This window comes from Candidatus Zixiibacteriota bacterium, assembly GCA_040752815.1.
In the GTDB taxonomy this organism is placed as follows: domain Bacteria; phylum Zixibacteria; class MSB-5A5; order GN15; family FEB-12; genus JAGGTI01.
Window position 1 is genome coordinate 1 of record JBFMGC010000003.1, and the last position, 22,836, is coordinate 22,836.

General features: G+C 58.1%; 19 protein-coding genes. 12 read left to right on the top strand and 7 right to left on the bottom strand.

The annotated features are described in order from the left end of the window. Nucleotides 1-106: IS110 family transposase (locus AB1772_01365; protein MEW5794985.1), on the top strand; the 106-nt coding region annotated here is incomplete at its 5' end. A gap of 116 nt (nucleotides 107-222) precedes the next feature. On the opposite strand, the gene AB1772_01370 is transcribed toward AB1772_01365, so the two are convergent. The 4 genes from AB1772_01370 to AB1772_01385 all read right to left on the bottom strand — a co-directional run bounded on the left by AB1772_01370 (nucleotide 223) and on the right by AB1772_01385 (nucleotide 4,669). Further along, nucleotides 223-726: a DinB family protein gene (locus tag AB1772_01370; GenBank protein ID MEW5794986.1), complete on the bottom strand. Its 504-nt coding sequence runs from the start codon at nucleotides 724-726 to the stop codon at nucleotides 223-225. Between the two features lie 174 nt (nucleotides 727-900). Then, a complete protein-coding gene (locus AB1772_01375) occupies nucleotides 901-1,860 on the bottom strand; it encodes an aldo/keto reductase family protein (protein MEW5794987.1) in 960 nt (319 codons plus the stop codon). Between the two features lie 126 nt (nucleotides 1,861-1,986). Next, entirely contained in the window at nucleotides 1,987-3,765 is a 1,779-nt protein-coding gene (locus AB1772_01380; protein ID MEW5794988.1) for a hypothetical protein, read from the bottom strand. 1 nt (nucleotide 3,766) lies between these two features. Continuing rightward, on the bottom strand, nucleotides 3,767-4,669 hold the full coding sequence (locus AB1772_01385) for a tetratricopeptide repeat protein (protein ID MEW5794989.1): 903 nt from the start codon (nucleotides 4,667-4,669) through the stop codon (nucleotides 3,767-3,769). A 285-nt stretch (nucleotides 4,670-4,954) separates the two neighbouring features. On the opposite strand from AB1772_01385, the gene gmd reads away from it, so the two are divergent. The 3 genes from gmd to AB1772_01400 are packed head-to-tail and all read left to right on the top strand — an operon-like array spanning nucleotide 4,955 to nucleotide 8,264. Further along, nucleotides 4,955-5,923 (top strand): GDP-mannose 4,6-dehydratase, encoded by a 969-nt coding sequence (gmd, locus tag AB1772_01390; GenBank protein ID MEW5794990.1) that lies wholly within the window; start codon nucleotides 4,955-4,957, stop codon nucleotides 5,921-5,923. Further along, nucleotides 5,920-6,897 carry a GDP-mannose 4,6-dehydratase gene (locus tag AB1772_01395; protein MEW5794991.1) on the top strand — a complete coding sequence of 326 codons (978 nt, stop codon included), beginning with the start codon at nucleotides 5,920-5,922 and terminating at the stop codon, nucleotides 6,895-6,897. The genes gmd and AB1772_01395 overlap by 4 nt, the downstream gene beginning before the upstream one ends. A gap of 26 nt (nucleotides 6,898-6,923) precedes the next feature. Then, nucleotides 6,924-8,264, top strand: coding sequence for a nucleotide sugar dehydrogenase (locus AB1772_01400; protein ID MEW5794992.1), 1,341 nt, complete (start codon nucleotides 6,924-6,926; stop codon nucleotides 8,262-8,264). Nucleotides 8,265-8,410: 146 nt separating this feature from the next. Here AB1772_01400 and AB1772_01405 read toward each other — a convergent pair whose 3' ends face one another. Further along, nucleotides 8,411-9,037 carry an exosortase C-terminal domain/associated protein EpsI gene (locus AB1772_01405; GenBank protein ID MEW5794993.1) on the bottom strand — a complete coding sequence of 209 codons (627 nt, stop codon included), beginning with the start codon at nucleotides 9,035-9,037 and terminating at the stop codon, nucleotides 8,411-8,413. Beyond that, entirely contained in the window at nucleotides 9,013-9,867 is an 855-nt protein-coding gene (locus AB1772_01410) for an exosortase/archaeosortase family protein (protein MEW5794994.1), read from the bottom strand. The genes AB1772_01405 and AB1772_01410 overlap by 25 nt, the downstream gene beginning before the upstream one ends. 176 nt (nucleotides 9,868-10,043) lie before the next feature. Between AB1772_01410 and AB1772_01415 the strand changes: the two genes are divergently transcribed. Both AB1772_01415 and AB1772_01420 read left to right on the top strand, forming a co-directional pair. Continuing rightward, entirely contained in the window at nucleotides 10,044-11,519 is a 1,476-nt protein-coding gene (locus AB1772_01415) for an oligosaccharide flippase family protein (protein ID MEW5794995.1), read from the top strand. A 29-nt stretch (nucleotides 11,520-11,548) separates the two neighbouring features. Further along, nucleotides 11,549-12,928: a phenylacetate--CoA ligase family protein gene (locus AB1772_01420; protein MEW5794996.1), complete on the top strand. Its 1,380-nt coding sequence runs from the start codon at nucleotides 11,549-11,551 to the stop codon at nucleotides 12,926-12,928. A 339-nt stretch (nucleotides 12,929-13,267) separates the two neighbouring features. Here the strand turns inward: AB1772_01420 and AB1772_01425 are convergent, their stop codons facing one another. Continuing rightward, nucleotides 13,268-15,133 (bottom strand): asparagine synthase-related protein, encoded by a 1,866-nt coding sequence (locus AB1772_01425; protein MEW5794997.1) that lies wholly within the window; start codon nucleotides 15,131-15,133, stop codon nucleotides 13,268-13,270. Nucleotides 15,134-15,637: 504 nt separating this feature from the next. Here AB1772_01425 and AB1772_01430 point away from each other — a divergent pair. The 6 genes from AB1772_01430 to AB1772_01455 are packed head-to-tail and all read left to right on the top strand — an operon-like array spanning nucleotide 15,638 to nucleotide 22,680. Next, nucleotides 15,638-16,561, top strand: coding sequence for an alpha/beta hydrolase (locus AB1772_01430; GenBank protein MEW5794998.1), 924 nt, complete (start codon nucleotides 15,638-15,640; stop codon nucleotides 16,559-16,561). Beyond that, a complete protein-coding gene (locus AB1772_01435; GenBank protein ID MEW5794999.1) occupies nucleotides 16,548-17,507 on the top strand; it encodes an alpha/beta fold hydrolase in 960 nt (319 codons plus the stop codon). Before AB1772_01430 ends, AB1772_01435 begins: the two co-directional genes overlap by 14 nt. Continuing rightward, nucleotides 17,508-18,437: a glycosyltransferase family 2 protein gene (locus AB1772_01440; protein MEW5795000.1), complete on the top strand. Its 930-nt coding sequence runs from the start codon at nucleotides 17,508-17,510 to the stop codon at nucleotides 18,435-18,437. Between the two features lie 5 nt (nucleotides 18,438-18,442). Then, the gene (locus AB1772_01445) at nucleotides 18,443-19,801 is read left to right on the top strand and encodes a glycosyltransferase family 4 protein (protein ID MEW5795001.1); all 1,359 of its coding nucleotides are present in this window, start codon (nucleotides 18,443-18,445) and stop codon (nucleotides 19,799-19,801) included. Between the two features lie 12 nt (nucleotides 19,802-19,813). Further along, nucleotides 19,814-21,277, top strand: a complete 1,464-nt coding sequence (locus AB1772_01450; GenBank protein MEW5795002.1) for an O-antigen ligase family protein — start codon at nucleotides 19,814-19,816, stop codon at nucleotides 21,275-21,277. Beyond that, entirely contained in the window at nucleotides 21,274-22,680 is a 1,407-nt protein-coding gene (locus AB1772_01455; protein MEW5795003.1) for an AMP-binding protein, read from the top strand. Before AB1772_01450 ends, AB1772_01455 begins: the two co-directional genes overlap by 4 nt. The last annotated feature ends 156 nt before the right edge of the window (nucleotides 22,681-22,836 follow it).

Consider the following 22,836-nt stretch of genomic DNA (forward strand, 5'->3'; position numbering starts at 1 on the left):
CGGCAAATCAAAGATGACCGCTAACGTGGCCTGCATGCGCAAGCTCATCACCATCCTCAACGCCATGCTCGCCAAAAACCAATACTGGGAACCAAAAATGGCTTGATCTCAAACACAGTCGCTACGAAGTTGCGGTCGGCCGTGGTCGACGAGGACGTCCACCACGCACGGAATTCGACTTCCCGCGACCATCAAGCAGCAAGCTATGGGCTACCGGATTATTCAGATCTCCGGCGCCGGGGCCCCGTAGTTTACCCACTCCTCTTTGGCCGGGCCATAAAAACCGAGGACCTTGAGACCGGCCTGGCGCATGAGCACGGTCATCTGACCCCGATGATGCACCTCGTGCTTGATGAGAATGAGCAGCGAGTTGCCGCGTTTCCACATCTCGCCATACATGTTGTCCTCGACCTGCAGCGAGGCGTCATTCCAGTTGCGTTTCACCTGTTCGAGCAGTTCGAGTGACAGCGCCGCATACGCCTTGGCGATTTCCGACGCGCTCCGGGGCACCGGGGCTTTGAAATCGACCGACGTCAGTTTCAGACCGGTGTGGGACATCATCTCCGGGATAGTCGTCGCAATGTGCCAGGCGATTCGACCCAGACTCCGGTGTCCGTCGACAACGCACTGCCCGAGCGACTTGTCGGTTAGCTGGTCCATTTGCTTCTGAGTGGCGGATGATTCATAGGTCCAGCCCTGCACGAATTCATCGATTGTGTGATACATGGTAGGCTCCTATTTGCGGGTTGTATTCGCACTTAAGCCGGCAGATGATGGCATCTGCCGGGCACTTTGATACCGATGGTAGGAACTCGGCACAGCGAGTAGGCGCCAAAGGTCCCGGCCAACGAGTACTATTACGAAAGCAATCCACCGTCGGCCATCACATTTGGCGGACCTTTAGAACTTGAACCGGCTGCTGGGCGGTGTGCCGAGGATCAGATCGATTTCCTCAATCAGGTCAGCCGACATTTCGACATCGGAAGCGCCCAGATTCTCCTGCAGTTGCTCCACAGAGGTAGCGCCCACTATGGCGGCACTGATTTCGGGTCTCCGCAGAACCCAGGCCAGCGACATCTGGGCGATACTGAGCCCCGCTCGCCTGGCCAGTGAGGTCAGTTTCCTGACTTTGGCCAGGTTCTCCTCACTGAGATGCCCGGCCAGCCACATCGTATCGGCGGCGCGCGAACCTTTCGGGACGCCGTCGTTGTACTTTCCGGTCATTATCCCCTGCGCCAGCGGCGACCAAACCACCAGCCCCATGCCATGATAGGCGCAGGTAGGCAGGATGGATTCCTCGATATGCCGGTCGAGCATGTTGTAGCGTGGTTGTTCCACCGCGGGGAGATAGCCGTGCAGCGTGCGTGCGTCGCCGACCGCCCGTTCGATCTGATCCGCCTCCCAGACCGAAGTCCCCCAGTAGAGTATTTTTCCCTGCGCCACCAGGTCGGACATCGCCCGGACGGTTTCTTCTACCTGCGTTTCCTTGTCAAACCTATGGCAGAAGTACAGATCGAGATAGTCGGTGCCGATCCGGGCGAGCGATTTGTCGATCGACTCCATGATATGTTTGCGGCTGAGGCAGCGGTCGTTGACATTGTCGCTCATCGGCCAATAGAGTTTGCTGGAGATGACCAGGTTGGAGCGGGTCATTCCCCGGATGGCCTGCCCGACCACTTTCTCCGCCTCGCCCCGGGCATAGATGTCAGCGAGGTCGAGATAGTTCACGCCGGCGTCTACCGCCGCGTGGACAATTTCCGCAGTGCGCTTGGCATCGACCGAGTTTCCAAATGTCAACCAGGCGCCGAGCGAGATTTCGGAGACCTTGATGCCGTACTTTCCGAGGCGGCGGTATTTCATGTCATGTCTCCTTCAGGTGATCGGCAGGGTTCCATCCCTGCCGTTCCGTTTGCGGCAGGCGCGGAGGCCTGCTGCTCGACACATACTATGCCAATCGAAATACACCCTATCGATCGCGCTCACTGCTCATCGGCTGAGCCGCAAAACCGTCCCAAATTCACCGACCGCCCACACATCGTCATAAGATGTCCCCCACACGTCCAACAGGCGTGATGTGGTCGGCGAGCTCATTTCGGTCCAGTTGAAACCATCGAAATGCAGAATTGTGCCGCCTATACCAACTGCAAACGCCTTGCGCTCTCGGAATCCCCAGACTCCGTACAACCACGATGAAACCGGTGCGGTCATCTTTGTCCAATTTACGCCGTCGTGCCTGAAAACAGAGCCGTTGGCGCCGACCGCGAGCGCCAGACCCGGCGCAATTGCGTGAACATCGAGCATAGGATTGGTGTACCCGGCGGTGTCATACTCCCAGGTGGCGCCGTCACCAAACAAGAGCGCGCCCGATGAGCCCACCGCCAGCAGGGCGCTGTCCGCAAAACCGCCAATGCCCCAGAGCGTCAGCCCAAGCCCCGATGATCTTACAGACCACTCCGAGCCGTCGAAATGCAAAACAGTCGCCTGCTGCCCGACCGCGTAAATGCTCGATTCCGACAGGCCCCAGATCGACGTAAGCGCTGCCGAAACCTCGGTTGCCATCTCTCCCCAACGGACGCCATCATAGTGCAGCACCAGACCACCGGGTCCTACGGCATACAGGTTGTCAGGTCCCGTTCCCCAAATCTTCTGGAGATTCACATCCACGCCGCTGGCCATGAAGCTCCAGACTCGGCCGTCGAAATGCCGAATTACGCCTTCTTCTCCGACTGCGAAAGCGTGCTCACCTATAGCAAATATCCCGAACAGATCACATTCTGCCGGACTGCGAAGCGGGGTCATACCGTAGTTGAAACGCATGATGGGGTACCTGTCTCCGACCACCAGCCCGTTCTGCCACCAATGGCCCCAGACAGCGCGGAGATTGGACCCCACCACCGCCTGAAATGTCATCCAACTCAAGCCATCGAAATGGGCGAGGATTCCTCCGGTTCCGACGGCATCAACGAGGTCCATTTCGCCGACCGAAACATCGTACAAGTCTTCGGTGGTTTGAGGGTCGAGCATCTCCCAGACATCGCTGTAATTGCGGATCACCGTACCACTGTCTCCAACAATGTAGAACGACTCTGTCGGCCATGACTGCACCGCCCGCAAAGTGTGTGTGGTCAGCGACCGAATGCCTGCCCACTGGTCATTCTCGAGCTTAAGCATGGTTCCGTTCTCTCCCACGGCCAACCCGTATGTGAGGGAGTCGATCCAGATGCCATAGAGATCGTTGTTGCCGGGGTGATAGTACGGTGTCCAATCTGTTCCGTCATAGTGCAGGATCAGGCCGGAATCTCCGACGGCATAGATGTCATCCTGTGCGACACCCATAATCTCATTCAGATCTACGCCAACACCCGTGTTGATGCCGGACCAATAGCTGCCGTCGAAGTGAACGATTGTGCCGGAGTCGCCAACCGCGTAGATATCGTTAAGCGAGAAGGCCCACACACCGTTCAGCATCCTTGATGTGGGTGACGAATAAGCCGACCACGATTCCCCGTTGTAGCGAAACACCGAACCACTCTCCCCTACAGCGAGAACTGTATCGATAGTCGGTCCCCAAAGATCGTTGAGAGCCATCGATGTTGAAACCACGCGCCAGGTAGGGTCTGGTTGCGCCGGTTCGGTCGGTTTCTCCGATCCGCAGCCGCTCAGAATCCCAGCCGCGGCAACACCCATTGTCGCCAACACAATTCGACACTTCCACACCGCCGGAACCATGGCAAATCTTTGGAACAGCGGTCCCCAGCGGGACACGCTATTCTCCCAACTCTTTCAGCCTCTTGTTGATGTTTTCCCAGACCTGCGGCGCGGACTGGTCCAGGCCGGCCAGTTTATATTCGTCGCGGGCTCGTCTCAGAAGCTCCAGCCCCTCGCTTTTCTTTCCTGCGGCGAGCGCTATTTCGCCGAGGTCTTCGGCCGCCTGTCCGCTCGCCGAGTGATTGCCGAGCCGTTCAGCCCAGGCAAGCACCGGGCGGAGCCACTGGCCGGCCTTCTCAAGCTGCCCCACTGCGCGATAGGCCATACCGACATGGTAATCCGCAAACAGTTTGGCGTTTTCGCCCGAATACTGCCAGTGATAGGTGCGTGCTTTCAGGAAGGCTTCGAGCGCCGGTTCGTACTGTTTGTTGTCGTAGTAGGTCGCGCCGAGGTTGTTCCAGAGCGGCCCGAGCCAGTTTTCCGCGCCGCCGGCCTCGGCGGTCTCGATCCCCCGTTTGGACCATTCAATCTGCTCGTCGACATCGTCCGCCACAATCGCGATCATATTGGCGGCGTCGACCGCCCGTGCCCAGAGAGCGTTGGTATTGCAGTAGACGTACATTTCATCGAAGGTCTGTCGGGCCGCTTTGAGGTCACCGTCTTTCCATTCGAACCGACCTTTGACACCCAGAAAGCATGACCAGCCCATGGGATCGCTGTCCGACCCCCGGCGAGCGGCCTCGTCCAGCCACTTGCGCCCTTTCTCCTTGTTGCCCAGGACAAGATTGCACCGCGCCATCTGGGCCATCGCTTCGGTCTCGACCGGGCGATTAAACTCCTGCCGGGCAATCTCCAGCGCCCGGGTGTAGTGCTCCAGGGCGGCCGGGTATTCTTGTGCCTGGAACAGGGTATCGGCCTCGGCCAGCAGGGAATCGGCGTTCAGATCTTCGGGCTCGGACATGACGGCTCCTTTGGATTGAACCTCGACTGATTGCACCGACACCCACAACAGCAGAGTCGGCAGAACTAAGGCGATGGTCCGCACAGGCATCTCCTCTCAGTTAGGGCCGCACAATATACAAGGCCGCGCCGGCGATTACAAACCCTTATGCGGCAGCGACAAATCCTTTACGGTTGACCGGCCCGAGGCGCCTCCCTATATTCCGCCCCGACCTGATCCACGTTTTGGCTGGGTGTGCGGCCTGAATCGAGTTCTTGGTGGTCCCCCTTAGTGGAAGGAAAGTATATGCGCGCGCTAGTGACAGGAATAACCGGGCAGGACGGCTCGTACCTGGCGGAGCTGCTCCTCGAAAAAGGGTACGAGGTCATCGGCATGGTGCGGCGGTCATCGACCGAGTCGTTCGAGCGAATCGATCATGTCAAAAACCGCCTGATCCTGGCGCAGGCCGATCTACTCGACCAGTTATCGATTGTCAATATCATCGAGCAGTACCGCCCCACCGAGGTGTACAACCTGGCGGCGCAGTCGTTCGTGCCGGCCAGTTGGACCCAGCCGGTGTTGACAGGTCATTTTGACGCCCTCGGAGTTACCAAGGTTCTCGAAGCGATTCGCCTGGTTGACAAGAAGACCAAGTTCTATCAGGCCTCATCGTCCGAGATGTTCGGCCGCGTGCAGGAAGTACCGCAGAGCGAGACCACCCCGTTTTATCCGCGGTCTCCGTACGGAGTCGCAAAAGTGTACGCACATTGGATCACGGTAAACTATCGCGAGAGCTACGGCATCCACGCGTCATCGGGGATTCTGTTCAACCACGAGTCGCCGAGGCGCGGGCTCGAGTTTGTCACGCGGAAAATCACCGATGCTGCCGCGCGGATAAAGCTCGGCTTGTCCGATAAGCTGAAACTGGGAAATCTCGAAGCCAAGCGCGACTGGGGATATGCCGGCGACTATGTGGAGGCGATGTGGCTCATGACCCAGCTGGCGGAGCCGGACAATTTCGTGATCGCCACCGGCCGCACCCATTCGGTCGGTCGCCTGGCGCAACTGGCATTTGAGCATGTCGGGCTGGATTACAAAGACTATGTCGAGATCGACCCGGCGCTGGTGCGTCCGGCGGAGGTAGACTTGCTCGTGGGCGACGCCTCCAAGGCCCGCAAAATACTCGGGTGGGAGCCGAAAGTCAGTTTCGAAGAACTTATCAAGATGATGGTCGATGCCGACCTCAAACGCCTGGCGCCCTTGAAGAAGTCGTGAAGAAACCGCGCGCGCTGATCACCGGTATCGCCGGCTTCGCCGGGTCATACCTGGCCGAGGAGCTCCTTGCCCACGGTTTCGAGGTGTCCGGGACGCTCTACAAAGGCGAGTCCACCCGCAACGTGCAGGGGATCAAATCGAACTTGCGGCTGTTTACGCTGGATATCCTGAACCACAGGAAATGCGGCGATCTCATTGCCAATGTGCAGCCCGAATTCGTGTTTCACCTGGCGGCGCTGGCATCAGTGGGGCAATCGTTCCGTATGGAGAGAGAGACTTTTCGGGTGAATGTCGAAGGTACCGTGAACATACTCGAAGCGGCCCGCCCAAGCGGGCATCTCAAGGCGCTGGTGTTTGTCAGTTCGCCCGAGGTTTACGGCAAATTCCGGCCGGTCAACAGGACCCTCACCGAGGAACAGCCCTTCGATCCTATCTCCCCCTATGGTATTTCCAAGGCATCCGCCGAATACGCTTGCCGGTATTACTGGCGGCAGTATGGCGTGCCGGTGGTGATCGTCCGGGCTTTCAACCATAGCGGAGCGCGGCAAAGCGACGATTTCGCCATTCCGGCGTTTGCCCGCCAGGTGGCGATGATCGAGGCCGGCCTGCAGAAGCCGGTGCTCAAAGTGGGCGATCTGAGCGCCCGCCGGGATCTGTCCGACGTGCGTGATATTGTGCGCGGCTATCGTCTGGCAGCCGCCAAAGGCGAGCCGGGACAGGTCTACCAGCTCTGCTCGGGTAAGTCTGTCACCATTCAGTCGGTGGTTGAGAAACTGCTGGCGATGTCCCCAACAAGAATCCGGCTGCAGATCGACAAGAGCCGCCTGCGAAAGGCGGAAATCCCGGTCCTGCGCGGGAGCCACCGCAAGGCCGTACTCAAATTTGGCTACAAAGTCCGATATAGACTCGAAGAAACCCTGGCCGATACGCTGACTTACTGGCGCAAAGAGATCGGCACGGGTCCTAAGCACTAGCGCAGATAGAACGGAGCATATCCCATATGGCAATGGCGTCGCGAGCAAAGTCACCGGCGGCGAAAGCGCTGATAAAGAAAATCGATGACCGCACCGCTCGAGTGGGCGTGATCGGGCTGGGGTATGTCGGCCTGCCGCTTTCGATGGTTATGGCCGAGGCCGGGTTCCGCGTAACCGGGTTTGACATTGCCGAGGCCAAAGTCAGGCTGCTCAACTCCGGACGATCCGATATCGATGACATTCCCGATGAAGTTGTCGGCAACGCCGTTAAAGCCGGACGTTTTGTTGCGACTACCGATCCCAGGTTGATCCAGCAGGTCGACACGGTCTCGATATGTGTTCCCACGCCGCTGTCCAAGACCAAGGACCCCGATGTCAGCTTTATTCTGGCGGCAATGGACTGGGTGATAGCCAATGTCAAAAAGGGAGCACTAATCGTTCTCGAGTCAACCACATACCCGGGCACCACCGATGAACTGATCCTGCCCATGTTCGAACAGAAGAAGATGAAAGCGGGCGAGGATTTCTTCCTGGCTTTTTCTCCTGAGCGAGTAGATCCGGGCAACGCGATGTTCAGAACCGAAAACACCCCGCGTGTGGTCGGCGGGGTCACAAATGACTGCACCCTGGTGGCGAAGAAATTCTACGAACAATCGGTCTCGAGTGTCTATCCGGTCTCGTCGACCCGGGCCGCCGAGATGGTCAAGCTGCTGGAGAATACTTTCCGCTCGGTGAATATCGGTCTGGTCAACGAGGTCGCGCTCATGTGTGACCGGCTGAAACTCGACGTGTGGGAGATTATCGACGCAGCCTCGACCAAGCCGTTCGGCTTCATGCCGTTCTATCCCGGTCCGGGACTCGGCGGGCATTGCATTCCGATCGACCCGCACTATCTGTCCTGGAAACTGAAATCGCTGAACTACTATGCCCGTTTTATCGAGCTGGCCGGAGAAATAAACAGCACCATGCCGGAGTACGTGGTCGCCCGAATTGCGCGCATGATGAACGACCGGTATTCCCGCTCGATTAATAAGATGAAGATCCTAGTGCTGGGGATCGCCTACAAGAAGGACATCAAGGACGTTCGCGAGTCGCCGTCGCTGGATGTCATCAAATTGCTCGAAGACGCCGGCGCCCGGGTCACGTACAATGACCCGCACGTGGGCAGCATTCGATGGAGTGGCGGGATCCTAAAGTCTGTCAAAGTGACTGCCGCGACGTTGAAATCAGCCGACCTGGTCGTGATCCTGACCAACCATTCGAAATACGATTACCAGTTCATCGTAGACAACGCCAAAGCGCTCTTTGATACCCGCAACGCCACCAAGAATGTCTCCCGCGGCCGGCAGAAGATAGAGCTGTTGTAGACATTGGACCGGTGCCCCACCCTTTGGGTGGGCTTGAGATGCCCCTCGCGTGAGGTCCTGCCCTTCGCCGGCAGATGAGGGCATCTGCCGGGCACTAATCGCATCCTGCGCTCCATGGGATTACGCACGAAACCAGACCGACAAGTCTATCGTGCGCCTATCGGCAGCCGGGAATAGATATCGGCAAGGAACGCTGCTTCGAATCTGTCCAATGCCGCCAGGCTCTCAGGCGATTCCTTAGCTACGAAACGGACAAACGTCAAATGCCTCGGCTGGAGGGTCAGCGATGTCATCATCTGAAACAGCTTGAGCTGATAGTCGCTGGCGGTCTCGCCCCAAGTCGTGATATACCAGAAGTCCATCACGTGCGCCGTTTGTCGAAAGCGCAGGTGTAGTCGTTTAGCACGAATGACCCGCCCGCCGAATTCGATTGAGCGCGGCTCCGAGGACTCCACGATCCACCCCGATGCCGGCAGGCAGTTCATGGGCGAGTGCGGCCCGCCCCGGGGATCGGAGAAACTGCCCAGGAACAGGTTGACCCGGTGGCCATCGTTGTCGGCATAGTTCGCGTTGAATAGATGATCCGGCTTGAGCAGGTCGATCACCCCCTGCGCGACTACGTCCTCGTGTCCCAGCCAGTCGTCCTTTTGGAGCGGAAACCCGCCCCAGCCGGGGCCAATCAGCGCCTTGGGAGTCTGATACTTGACCACCGCACCGGCTACACCGGCCGCCGTGATTATCAGAGCGATTATGAGAAACGTTTTTCGGTCCATTTCAGGAACGCACCCAGGATTAAGAGCATGACCAGCGCGGACAGGAACACCAGCATCCCCGAGACTTCGTGCAGGAAAGTCTCGGCCATTTCTCTGCTGATCGCGTACGCGCCGATCGCCGTTACCATGATTCTAAACACGTTTGCGGTCATCGCAATCGGGATCATTGCCAAGGTCAGAAGCACAGGTCTGAACCGCCCCGACATGTAGTGCCACGAATAGAGCGAACCGAGCGCCAGCAACGTCACCAGGCTGCGAAGGCCGCTGCAGGCCTCTATCACCTCGAGCGAATACCCCGGCAGATGGATGATATTCCCCTGCCGGACAGCCGGCATACCAAGCAGTTGCAGCAGAAAAGTAGTCAGCTTGGTGGAGAGAAGCTGCATCGGCAGTGTGGCCTGGTAGTAAATGACCGCCGGCACCGGCACCATGAAGAGGAGAAAGAAGAAGGCGAACCAGGCGCGACGAAAGTTATCCCGGCCAAGATAGGCAAGGCCGATGCCGGTGATCTGCAAAATCAGCGACATCCGAGTCACGAAGAACTCGCTCGCGGCGATACCCAGCACGAGCCCCCCGCTTCCGACCAGCACGAGAACGATTCCCCATCGGCTCGGTTCTGCGGGCCAATGAAGCTCACGGCGGCAGCGATAGAGCAGGTAAACCGATATCGGCAACACCAGAAAGCCGTGGGAGTAGTTATCGTCATGCCACCAGTCCAGCCCCAGGTCAACCCAAACGTGGAAACTCAGTGCTGTCGACAGGGCCAGCAGAGCGTACGGGAACTTATGCCTGACGATATGGCTTAATATGGCATTCCGGTCGATGGTCATGGGTGTGATCGTTGGTGTCCGCTGCTGCGCTGACAGGTTATCGCGTTCTTTCGGCTGTCGGGCAAGGTTTAACTTCCTTCTAAGGGGCCACGGAAAGGTAATGGTTGAACCTGCCGACAGTTGAACTATATTCGGGCGCTCGGAGCGGAAACGCTGTGCTCCACGGATGACAATTGATGGCGGAATCGGTTGCTAAAGAAGCCGGGCTGGTAGCCAGGCACGCCGGTATTTACGGTCTGGCCAACGTGATGGAACGCGCGGTCGGTTTCATCATGATACCGGTCTATACCCGATTTCTGACACCGTCAGATTACGGCATTCTCGAACTGATCTACCTGACTACCGCTGTTATTTCTCTCGTAGTCGGGATGGGGATCGAGTCGGCGGTCAGCCGTTTCTATTTCGATTACAAGGACGAGCGTTCGCGCGGGCTGGTGATGAGCACCGCGACTATCGGCTACGGGGGCGCGACTCTTCTAATAACCCTGCTGCTCCTACCGCTGAGCCAGTTTCTCGCGGCCCGGGTGCTGGATTCACCTGATAACGCCCAGTGGTTTCAGATCGCCCTGATTACCCTGTGCTTCAACTTTATCCAGCCGATTTCCATGGCTTTCCTGCGCGTTCGCCAGCAGTCGACTCTTGTCATGGTGACACAGGTGCTCAAGACCTTCCTCACCCTGGGCCTCAATATCTATTTCGTGGTAGTGCTTGAGATGGGGGTGACCGGCATCCTTCTCGCCTCGCTGATTACTGCCGCAGCATTCACGATTCTGCTGACCGCATACACGCTTTCGAAAACCGGCCTCGGAGTTGACTACAAGCTGCTCGCTCAGATGGTGAAATTCGGCCTTCCGCTGATTCCGTCGAATATCGCCGCCTTTATCGTGCAGGCCTCGGATCGGTACTTTATAAAGGAGTACGCGAGCCTTTCGCTGACCGGAATCTACTCACTCGGCTACAAATTCGGCACCCTGGCTCACCAGTTCGTGACTGCACCGTTCATCCAGATCTGGATGCCCCGCCGTTTCGAATTTTTCGGCAAGGAAGACTCCGAACGTATCTACGCCCGCATCTTCACCTACTTCTGTGCGGTTTCGGTGATGGGCGGGCTGATGATCTCGCTTCTGTCCCGGGAGGTCATCATGATAATGGCCGACCAGGCCTACTGGGACGCTTACAAAGTGGTGCCGATTGTGGTCCTCGCCTATATCGCCTTCTCTTTCCACTACCACTTCAATATCGGGATACTGATGAAAAAGGCGACCAAGTATATCGCCTACATTAACATCGCCAACGGTATCCTGAACCTGGCGCTGAACTTCATTCTCATAAGCCGCTACGATGTATGGGGTGCGGCCATTGCGACGCTCATCTGCTTCATCTTCAAAGCGTACATGACCTATTACATATCCAACCGACTGCATAAGATTCAGATAGAGTGGCGACGTGTCACTACTCTGTTTGCGGCCGGGTTCGCTCTGTTCTTTATCGGTTCGATAGTCGCTACCGGATCCATCTGGACTGACATAGCGATCAAGATTGTAATCGGGCTTTCGTACCCGGTTGTACTTTACCTGACGCGGATGTTTGATGAATCTGAGATTAGCAAGTTCAAGCAGATCATCAGAGCGCGCCGACTTAGTGTCGAATGAGAGTACGGAATGACGGGAAGAGTCAAAACATGCCTGACCTGATGCAGCCTCTGGCTAAACACGTGTTCTTTCCCTTGTTTGCCCTCAAGCAGGGGAGCAGCGTGCCCCGGCATCTGCGGGAGTTCGAAAGAAGCCAGTATTTCTCACCCGACCGGATAGCCGCCATGCAACTGGAGCGGCTGAGAGCGCTGCTCGGACACGCCTATCGCAATTGCCCGTTCTATACGCGACGCTTCGACGAGGCCGGGCTGGTGCCGTCGCGGGTGCAATCGATCGATGATCTTCGGGTGCTGCCGGTCCTCACCAAGAAGGACATCCAGACAAACCTGGCGCGACTGACCGCCCAGAACCTGCCGCCGTCCGACCTGGTGCCGGACAAGACCGGCGGCTCGACCGGCCAGCCGCTGAATTTCTTCATCAATCAGGATCGCGTTTACTCGCGCAACGCGGCCGCGCTCAGACATGACCGCTGGACCGGGTGGGATATCGGCTGCAAGACGGCTTACCTCTGGGGCCACCACGGCGACCTCGGCACAGTCGCGCGCTTGAAAAATCGCATCAAGGACACCCTGCTCGACCGGAATCTGATTCTCGATACGGCCAGTATCACCGCACCGAAACTCGAACAGTTTCGCAAAGGCCTCCTGAAGTTTCGACCTGTCATCTACGTCGGGTACGCCAATTCGGTGTATCTGTATGCCCGCTTTCTGAGAGACACCGGCGTTCGCGATTACCATCGCCCCAGCGCGATTATCACGTCAGCGGAGCTGCTCGATCCGGAGCAGCGGCAGGTTATCGAGAAGGTCTTCGGGTGCAAGGTGTTCGACCGCTACGGTTCGCGCGAAACCAGTATCATTGCGTCGGAATGTGATCGCCACACCGGACTGCACGTCTGCGCCGAGACAATACTGCTTGAAATTGTCGCGGATAACCAGCCCGCCCAACCCGGCCAACTGGGCAAGATCATCATCACCGATCTGATGAACTACGGTATGCCGTTTATTAGGTATCGAATTGAAGACATCGGCCGTCCGTCCCCGCACAAGTCCTGCTCATGCGGTCGGGGCCTGCCGCTGATCGACATGGCCGCCGGCCGGGTGACCGATTTCCTGGTGACCCCCGACGGCAAGATCATCTCTGGAGCATCACTGACAATTTTCCTGATCGCCAATACTCCCGGCCTGGCTCAGGCGCAGTTTGTCCAGGAGCGAAAAGACGAGCTGATTATGAGGATCGTGAAGGGGGAGAAATTCAACGACGAATCACTCAGGTATCTGAACGAACAGATACCTGAGTTCTTCGGGCCGAAAGTGAAGTACCATTTCGAGTACGTCGACTCCATTCCACCGGAACCGTCGGGGAAGCATCGTTTCAGCCTGTCGAAGCTGGACATTTCGGAGATGTTTTAGGGGCAGCGAACCGAGGACGGTATTAGGTGGGCGGCAGACGTCCTTGTCTGCCCCATATGGTAGGGATTTTGCGAGTACGGAATTCAAGTGACCCGCGCTCCATCCCACCCGCAAGCGGGTGGGCCACCGGGAGGGCATTCATCTGCCGACGGATATGTAACCGTGCCCGGCAGATGTCTTCATCTGCCGGCGGATGACACTTCTTCATGCGAGTGCTATCTCAATCCCACCCAAAGGGTGGGCCACCCAGATCTGCTTTGTGCGTGAGGCGAATCAATCCCCCCCCGCAAGCGGGTGGGCCACCAGGGTGTGGCCGTCAGAGAACGGCCGCCCGGAACCTCACTGACTGCTGTCCACAAACCGGCGCAGGAACAGCTCAAAGCTGAGCAGGTAGGTAAGCTCGTAGAAGGAATCACCGCCCAGGCGCTGGCGGCGAAGTAAACGCCTGACCACATCGGTGTTGAAGTAACCGCGTTGCGCAAACCGGCTGCTTAGAAGGTGGCTCTCGTACATGTCCCGGATGCGCCGGTTAGAACGATACCACTGGTTCTGATGCGCGTACTTGCGGGGATCATAGAACTTCATGCGCCCGAGCGACAGCCGCTCCAGATAGTACCGGGCGCGGTTCAGCCTGTCCAGGTTGCGCGATCGATTCGCCTTTGGAGCGGAATTCAAGTCGACCCCGGTCGCCTGGTAGGCAACTCGGGCCAGCGACGGGAACTTCGCCCTGATGTACTCGATCATGAACCGCCGCTTGATCTTGAGTGGCGACGGCAGCTTGATGTAGAAGTCAAGCAGACGGTCATCGGACAGCGCAAAGTGGTCGTGCCAGCGGTACCGGTTGCAGTCCACCAGGTTCATATACCGGGTGAGCCGGTTTCGGATGAGAAAGACATCCTTCTGATGATGAAGCCAGTCGGATACGTGCAGGTGCCTCGCGAGTTCCTTATCGATACTGGTTTCGCGCGCCTGCTTGAGTTCAGCGACAAAATCGTCGGTAAACAGCGCATAATACGCCTGGCGCATCTCGTCGGTGCCGTACGAACGGGCGATCATCGCCCGCCGCTGTTCATAAGTGAGGTCCCGCTTCATTTCATGGGGACCAAAATAGCCGGAGCCGAAATTGGTCGGTCCGCCGAAGATACCGTTCAGGAAACAGGTATCGCCGACCGGTAGGCCGTACTGGTCGGAGATGCCCAGCAGTATGCACGGGCTGCCTTCGGCCATGCCCTCGGCCAGGTCGACATAGGTCTCGAAATAGTCGGCCAGCCAATTGGAATCAATTGGTATGAAGCGGTAGTTCTGCACGCCGGCCACTTTGGCCAACTGAATCGCGATCTGGAGATCTTCGCAGCCGCGGCGACCGTGCGTGAAACTGTGAATCTCCACGCCCAACCGGGAGGCCTGCCCTACGATGAAGCGCGAATCGAGCCCACCTGAAAGCGGTATCAGCACCCGACGGTACCCGTTGACCCGACGCTTGATCACATCGGGGTATATCGCATCCGCCTCCTCAATCAGTTCCGGGATTGTCGCCTGAGATTCCTCGCCGTACTTGAAATCCCAGTACTGGGACAGACTGACTTTACCCTGATCGGTCTCGATCAGGTGGCTGCCCCTCAGGAATTTCACCCCCTCGAACATCGTATTCTCGCCCAGCGGGTAGCCGAAATTGAAATATTCGGTAACCCCGGTTCGACTGAGCGGCGGCCTGACCTCGCAGCAAGCGAGAATCGCCTTTACCTCCGGCGCGAACAGGAACAGCTCCGGTGTGTCGAGATAGTAGAGCTGGCGATGCGCCATGCGATCGTTGCCGATTAGGGCGCGGTTGCGAGTCGAATCGAAAACCGCGACATTGAATGAGCCGTCGATTAGGTTCGGTAAGGCTCGATCGTGCAAGCCGTAGAGTTCGATCAGGCGTGGCGCTTTACTCGCCGGAGAGGGGATGGCACAGGGGTCCCGGTCGCGAAAGCCGTAGATGTAGCCACCGAACGCGGCAGTGACATTCCGCCCCGGATCGTGGGCAATCCGGGTTTCGCTGGTGAACGGTATTGTCGTACTTCCGACGGCGAACCAGCTGTCGACATGTCCCTCGGAAACGTACTCCCTGTAATGCTCCAGACGTGCGCGCATCCGACTCAACAGAGCGGCGTTGGCCTCTCGATTGGGGGTGGTTTTCCTGATAATCCCGTAAATTCCCGGCATGTGATCTCCTGGCCGAAACCGGGCCATGGTACCGCTGGAGCGGGGCCGAAACAAGTCAATTAAACGCCGGACGATGTCGGTTACGCGCCCTGCTGAGGGGGCAGGCTGGGGGTCTGCCGCCCACGGCGAGGTGCCGCCGGGCGACCCTGCCCGGCGGCCCCTACCGACGTTTTTGGGTTGCTGTTGCCTCGGCCCATACCATAGGTTGCTCTGGAAACGGTGACTCGAACGGGCCTACCCAATCCCGGTGCGTGAATCGTCCATACCGGGGAACCAATTGCGGCCCAAGGCGGTATTGGATATAAACCAGCGGAAAAACCGACCGGCTGAAATCGTTCTGGATACTGTCGCGGGTGCAAATGTCCGTGTCTCTGGAGTGGGCCACAGGGGACTACCGACAAAGCCGGTCGGGAAGCGAGGATCGCCCGACGCCCACAGTCCTCAAGTCGCCGGAGAATCAAGCGCCCGATGAATTTTACTGCCGATCATATCGATAGACGAATTATGAGCACAACCCCCGACGCCAACAGTAAACCTGAGATCGCGGCAGCTTCCCAGCACCCGGTCCTCACCCCGGCCGAGCAGGCCGAGATCAACACGCCAACCGGCTCTGTTCGCGAGGAACACCGCTATCTGATTCGCGACGGCAAGCATCTCTTTTGTGCCGAGTATGCCCCTGTCGGCGGGGCTAAGTGCGGGGTTGTGCTTTGCGCGCCGTTTGCGGAGGAGAAGATTCGGACGCTGAGGGTGTACGTTTCATTCGCCCGGGCGCTCGCACGTCGCGGCGTGGCGGCGGTATGTTTCGATTACTACGGCGACGGTGACAGCGAGGGGAGTTTCGAGGACGCCTCATTTGATGATCGGCTTAGAGACATCAGCGCGGTTTTCAGCGATTTCCAGGGCCGCTATACTATGTCAAAAATCACGCTCTTTGGGCTCCGTTGGGGCGGCACGCTGGCAGCTCTGTCGGCGGACGTGCTAAAGCCGGCCGGCTTGATTCTGTGGGAGCCGGTTGTCGATACCTCGAAATACTTCTTCGATCACCTCCGCTCGCAAATCGCGTCGCAGATGCTCATCGACGGCAAGATCTCTCAGAAGCGGGAACAGCTTGTCGAGAGTCTCGAGGCGGGCGAGACGATCATGGTGGAGGGGTACAACCTGCGCGGCGAGTTTTTTGTCAAGGCGCGCGATACCGGCCTGAAAGATCGACCGACGACGTATACGGGTCCAACCCTGGTTGTTCAATTGGCCGGAAGTCCGGCGCGGTTGAACCCGGAACTTGAGGCGCTCGCCGGTTCCTTCGCGCAAAGCAAACTGGCCGCCCTGAAACGCGAATTCGAGTGGGAGAAGACCGAGCTCTGGCAGCCGACCCCTCCCGAACTGTTCGGCCTCACCCTTGATTTTATGAAAACTCATGGCCTTCTCTGAAGAATCATTCAAGCTGACCACGCCGTCGGGCGAAGCGATGTACGGCATTGCGCACCTTCCGGAGCGGCCGAACGGCGCTGCCGTGATCATGTTCAATATTGGTCTGCACTACCGGGTGTGCCATTCGCGCCTGTTTGTCCGCCAGGCGCGAGACCTGCAGCTGGCCGGGTTCAGCGTGATTAGATTCGATCCGTGCCGGGTCGGCTACAGCCACGGAGAAATCCGGGTCCAACGGGCCATCGATTCCTATGATTCGGTCCAGACCGGCCTGTTCAAGGACGACGCCCGCCAGGTGATCGAATATGCCCGCGAGCGGTTCAAGCCGGGAAAACTGTTTCTCTATGGTCTCTGTGGTGGCGCGCTGACGGCGACTATCGCAGCGGCGCTCGACAAGCGGATCGACGGTGTCGCGTTTGTCGCCGGACCGGTGACGGTGACCTCTCCCGAGGTGGAGCTATCGACCCTGCATCCGTTTGACGCGTCGGTCGAGTTCCGGCGCTACCAGTCGCGGCTCCTGAACCCCTCAAACTGGCTGCGGGCGCTCACGGGAAGAGTGTCTTATCGCGCGTTCTTTAATACCGTGGCGGTCGTTATTAAAGATCGGCTGCGTCGGCGACGGGAAACGCCTCCTGACCAATCGACCTCTGCGCCCGCCGAGGCGGAAGAGCAAAAGGGCGACCTGTACAACCGCACCTATCATGTCGCATTCGATACGTTGATGAAAACCGGAAAGCAGGTGCTATTCCTGATGCCGGAACTTGATCGGGCGACTTATGATTTCGATCGCTTCTTCAGCTCCCGCTACCTGCCCAATTATGAGGCGTACAAGCACCTTTACACGGTCGAGCGCGTGGACAAAGCCAACCACACCTTTTCGACCCCGGCCTCGTCCCGGCAACTATTTGATATCACCCGCGAATGGCTGACGGCGAGGGCGGCGTCATAAATGCCGAAACTGATAGTCGCCATAGTAAGCTGGAATACGCGCGATCTGACACGCAACTGCCTGAGCAGCCTCCAACGCGAGGTGGCCGGGCTTGAACACGAGACCTGGGTGGTGGACAACCATTCGTCCGATGACTCCGTCCAGATGATCCGGGGCGAATTTCCGCCGGTCGTGCTGATCGAGAACACCAAGAATGTGGGGTTTGCGCGAGCCAACAATCAGATTCTTCGCGAAGCCCGCGGCGATTACTACCTGCTCTTGAATTCCGATACGATCGTGCCACCCGGGTCGATCCGGACCCTTTGCCGCTTTATGGACGAGCATCCCGAGGCCGCGGCGGTGGGACCTCGACTGCATAATGGCCAGGGGAGTGTCGAACCCCCGCTTAAGCCGCTTCCGTCTTTGTCCGGCGAATGGCGCTACTGCCTGGCCTATCATTCCGGGCCGTTGGCGGCTATTTCTCGGCGGCTCATGCGCAACCGCCTGGTGGACTGGCACTCGATCAAGGGACCAACCGAGTCCGAAGTACTGTCGGCCGCCTGTCTTCTTATCAGGCGCACAGTCATCGACCAGATCGGCCTTCTGGCTGAAGATTACTTTCTCTTCTCCGAGGAAAACGACTATTTCACCCGCATGAAAGCGGCCGGACTTCGCGGCTATTATCTTCCCGATGTCGAGATAGTACACCTGCTGGGCATGAGCCGCAAGAAGCGGGCGTCGTATGATTCGGAGGTAAATTTCTTCCGCAGCCGCCTGCTCTATTTTCGCAAGTTCTATCCCGGCCGCGCCCGGATCGTCCGGTTAATCTACTATCTCTTTTTCGGTTGGTCTTCGGTCTGGAGCCGGCTTTCGGGATTGTTCAAGTCTGAACACGAGTCTGACCAGGTGGCGCTCTATAGCCGGCTTCTCGACGTGCTGAAAGCCGGGTGATACCCATGAAACGCGTTCTCTTTGTCACCTATGCATTTCCTCCGATGGCGGCGGTCGGCGGCAGGCGGATAGTCGATTTCTGCAAGTATCTGCCGGAATACGGATGGGAACCGGTGGTACTGACGGTAAAAGGCGGCAGCAATACGGCCTGGGACGATACCCAGCTCGACAAAGTGGCCCACGTGAAAGTGTACCGGTCGCCGATATACCTGCCAATGTTGCCCAAGAACGGACGCCGCCCCGGCCCGAAGCGGCAATACACTGGGGCTCAAGCGGAGATCCCATCGGCGGCCGTCCCGACTCAGGCGTCCGCCATACGGAGCATGAGACGAGCGGTGGGATCCCTGCTTCGGATCCCCGATGAAATCAACTTCTGGATTCCGCTAGGTCTGGCTGCCGGAATCCGGGCGGTACGAAAAGAGAAAGTCGCCGCGGTCGTTTCCTCCTCGCCGCCGGTGTCGGGACATGTACTGGCGTCGCTTCTCGCGCGTGTGAGGGGATGTCCGCATGTGGTCGACTTCCGTGATCTTTGGACACTTAACCATACTTACGCTTACCGGCAGCACACGCCGACATCCAAACGGGTCGATGCCGCGCTGGAGCGCTGGGTGCTTCGCAAAGCGGCGCGGATTGTGACCGCGTCTCCGGGTTTCGAGGATCAGTTGCGCCTCCATCTGAGCGGCTCCCTGGCCGACAGACTGGTGACAATTACCAACGGCTTCGACTACGATGAAATCGATTTGAACAGGGAATTCGTCCCTCGAGACAGCTCCCGGATGCGTATCGTTTACACGGGCAGTCTGTACTCCGATTTCAACCCGGTTTTCTTCCTGGAGTGTCTGGCCGAGTGGATGAAACGATCGGCAATCGATCCGGGTACGATACAGGTGGATTTCTACGGCAATTGCGAATACGATTACAGCGATTTCCTGGCCGGGCTGGGGCTCGCCAGGACAGTCACATTTCACGGCTTTGTTTCGCATACAGCGCTGCCGGCGATTGTCGAGCAGGCCGATTACCAGCTGCTGCTTTTGAGTTTCAAACCGCAACACGCGCCGGTGATTCCGGCTAAGTTGTTTGAGTATCTGGCCGCGCCGGCCCGTATCCTGGCGCTCACGCCTCGGGGAACGACTGCCGACCTGATTGCCCGGTACGAGGCGGGCGAGGTCCTGTCCGAACCGGACCGGGAGAAGATGTCGGGGATTTTCGATCGGATGTACCGGGACTGGCGTGAAAGCGCTCGCCGGCCGAAGAAATATCGTTATATTAGAGAGATAGATCGGAAGTTCCTGGCCGAGCGTTTCGCCGGCGAACTAGATCGGGTGACGGCTTCGCGACTCGGACCGGGAGTAGCTGCCGAATAGAATCTGAAGCTGGTGATTGAGAACCTGCTCATGGGTGCTTTCAATCCACAAACGGCCCCTCGCCAGATTATCACCACCAAGACACTGGCCTATGCCGCGCTGGTGGCGATATCGGCGGTTGCGGCGGTGGCATCGCTGGTGGTTCCGCCCGTTTTTCTGATCGTGGGCATTGTCGGGCTGGCCGGGGCGGTTCTGATTTATCGCCACGTGTACTCCGGGCTAATTCTCTACCTCCTCCTCTTTCTGCTCCGACCGGCTGAAACCTACCCGGCGCTCGCGCCCCTCAGACTGGAGTTCCTGTTCGGCGGTTTCCTGATCATAATCGTTCTGCTCAAGAACAAGTGGACTTACGGCAAAATCCGCTTTCCGATTAACCGGATCAACTTCGATCTGCTGTTCCTGCTGGGCGCGATAGGTCTCTCCGTGTTTGGCACCGCCTGCACCGACTGCACAGTCGACGCCTTCATGAACATGGCCAAATTAGCGGTATTCTACGTTCTGATCGTACTTATCATCGACAGCCAGCGGCGGCTCGAGATTTTCATGTGGGTGTTTGTCGTTTGCAACATTTACATGTCCATAGGAATTATACAGAACTTCTTCTCCGGTGCATACGTGGCTAAAGAGGGCCTGGTGCGCGCTACCGGCGGCAACTCCACGATGGACAACATGAACGGCATTGCCATCACCATGAATACCATCATCCCCTTCGCGTTCTACCTGATGGTGTCATACCGCAACATCTGGAAAAAACTGGCCATGGCGATGATGCTTGCTCCGGCGGTGCTGACCCTGATTCTCACTGGTTCACGTGGCGGCCTCTTGGGCTTCTTGATGATCGTGATCACGATATGGTGGCGGTCGCAGCGCAAACTGCTGCTGACCGTTTCGTTCCTGTTGTTTGCTACTGCCGCCTGGTTCAGCATGGAGGACAGCCGCCGCGAGCGCTACCTGACCATTTTCGACTCCGCCGAAGAGCGAGATCAGTCGGCCCAGGGGAGAATCGACGCCTGGGTGGACGGGATGTACCTTTTCGCAGCCAAACCTGTAACCGGCGTAGGCGCCGGGGCGTTCGCCTGGGCGCGGGTGAAGGAATTCGGCGTCTACCTGATGCCGCACAACATGTATGTCCAGATTCTGGCTGAACTGGGATTGATCGGCGCCTTCTGCTACGGGCTCTTCCTGACCGATGTCTTTCGACACAACCGTATTGTGTCTGCCAATGTCAGCTCACGCGGTTTCCCCGACGGCCTCCTGGAGCCGCTCGCGCTGGCCATTTCCACGTCCTGTTATTCGATGCTGATCACGGGTGTCTTTGCCCACTCGGCGTACCGGTGGGCCTGGTTCTTCTTTGCTGCCCTGGCAGTGGTTGTGTTCCGCCTGCACACCGAGCTGCAAACAGCGGCCGAGGCGGCCGCTCCGGCGGAAGAGGCTCACCCGGGGGATATCGCCCTGGCCCGAGGAGGCCATCGGTGAGCCTGTACTCCACTCTCATAGAGCGCACCATCTGGCCGTTGGTGCTTCGCCGAGAGAACCGACACTCCGCCCTGACACACTGGCGTTTTCTGGAGAAGAGTCAGTATTGGCCGCGGGAGCGCCTGCTAGAGTACCAGACCGATAAACTGCGGCAGCTCCTGGCCCACGCTTACAAACACTGTCCCTATTACACCAGGATAATGGATGAACGCGGCCTGACACCGGAGTCGTTCAAAAGCCTGGACGACCTGGCCCTGCTGCCCGTGCTCACCAAGGATCTGGTGTATGACAATAATGAGGGGATTGTCTCGACATCTTACCATCGAGCCGACCTGCGAAACTACGCCACTGGCGGCACAACCGGGCAGCAGATGCACCTGTTTATCGATAATGAGAGCTACAACATAAAACTGGCGTCCGAATGGCGGTGCGGGCAATGGATGGGTATGTCCCCCTGCGACAAACTTGCAATACTCTGGCCGGCCGCGATGGACTTCGACGAATCTCCCAAGCTTAGAACCAGGATCAAAGACCGATACATAGGCCGCAAGCTGGTCATCCATATTGGGGCGGCGTCGCAGTCGCAGATGCACGAATTCTACAAGGAAATAAACGGGTTTCGTCCCCGGTTTCTAAAGACGTTCCCCGCCCCAATGGTCGAATGGCTGGATTATTTGAAAGAGAAGGAGCTTCCCATTCCCAGGGTCAAAGCCATTATGAGCACCGGCGAACCGCTATACGACGAGATGCGAGCCTACATGGAACAGACCTTCGGATGTCCGGTCTACGACATGTACGGCTCACGGGAACTCGGCCATACCGCGTCCCAGTGCAGCGAACGCGACGGCTTGCATATTGCCATGGAAACCTCAATTGTCGAATTCCTGGAAAACGGTCGCCCGGTTCGGCCCGGCGAACAAGGCGAGATATTCATTACCGATCTTACCAACTACGCTTTCCCCATGATTCGGTACGCCATAAACGACTACGGCCGCGCCATCGAGGAACCGTGTGTCTGCGGCCGGGGCCTGGCGCGTATGTCCACCGGGGTGGGACGGGTACAAGACTTCTTCCTGGATGCGTCGGGGCGTCGCCATGCCGCCATCGTGCTGGCTGTTCACACCACCTCCGATTTAGGCCACCGCATCGGACAAATGCAGATCATCCAGCGGAGCCTGCTCGATTTTCTCGTGAGAATCGCCCGCAAGCCGGAACCGACTCAGGAGACCTTCCGGTTTATCACCGAACGGATGAAGAAGATGATAGGGGAGTCCATCAACGTCCAGTTTGAGGTAGTCGACAGGATTCCCCAGGAGCGCTCCGGCAAGACCCGCTTCTTTATCTGCCAGGTGCGGCCGAGCAGTCCGTCCGCACAACCGCGCCGGGAGGCGGTGGACGGGTAGATCTGGTGGCGGAAACGACGGTGCTTGGGCGGGCAATTTTGTTGGAACCAACGGGCATCATGGTTATTGTAAACTGTAGAAGTTACCGGATAGGTTAAACCGTAAACTGGGACCGGGCCCTGTTGGCCGGCCAGACCAGACTTACAACGTGACATA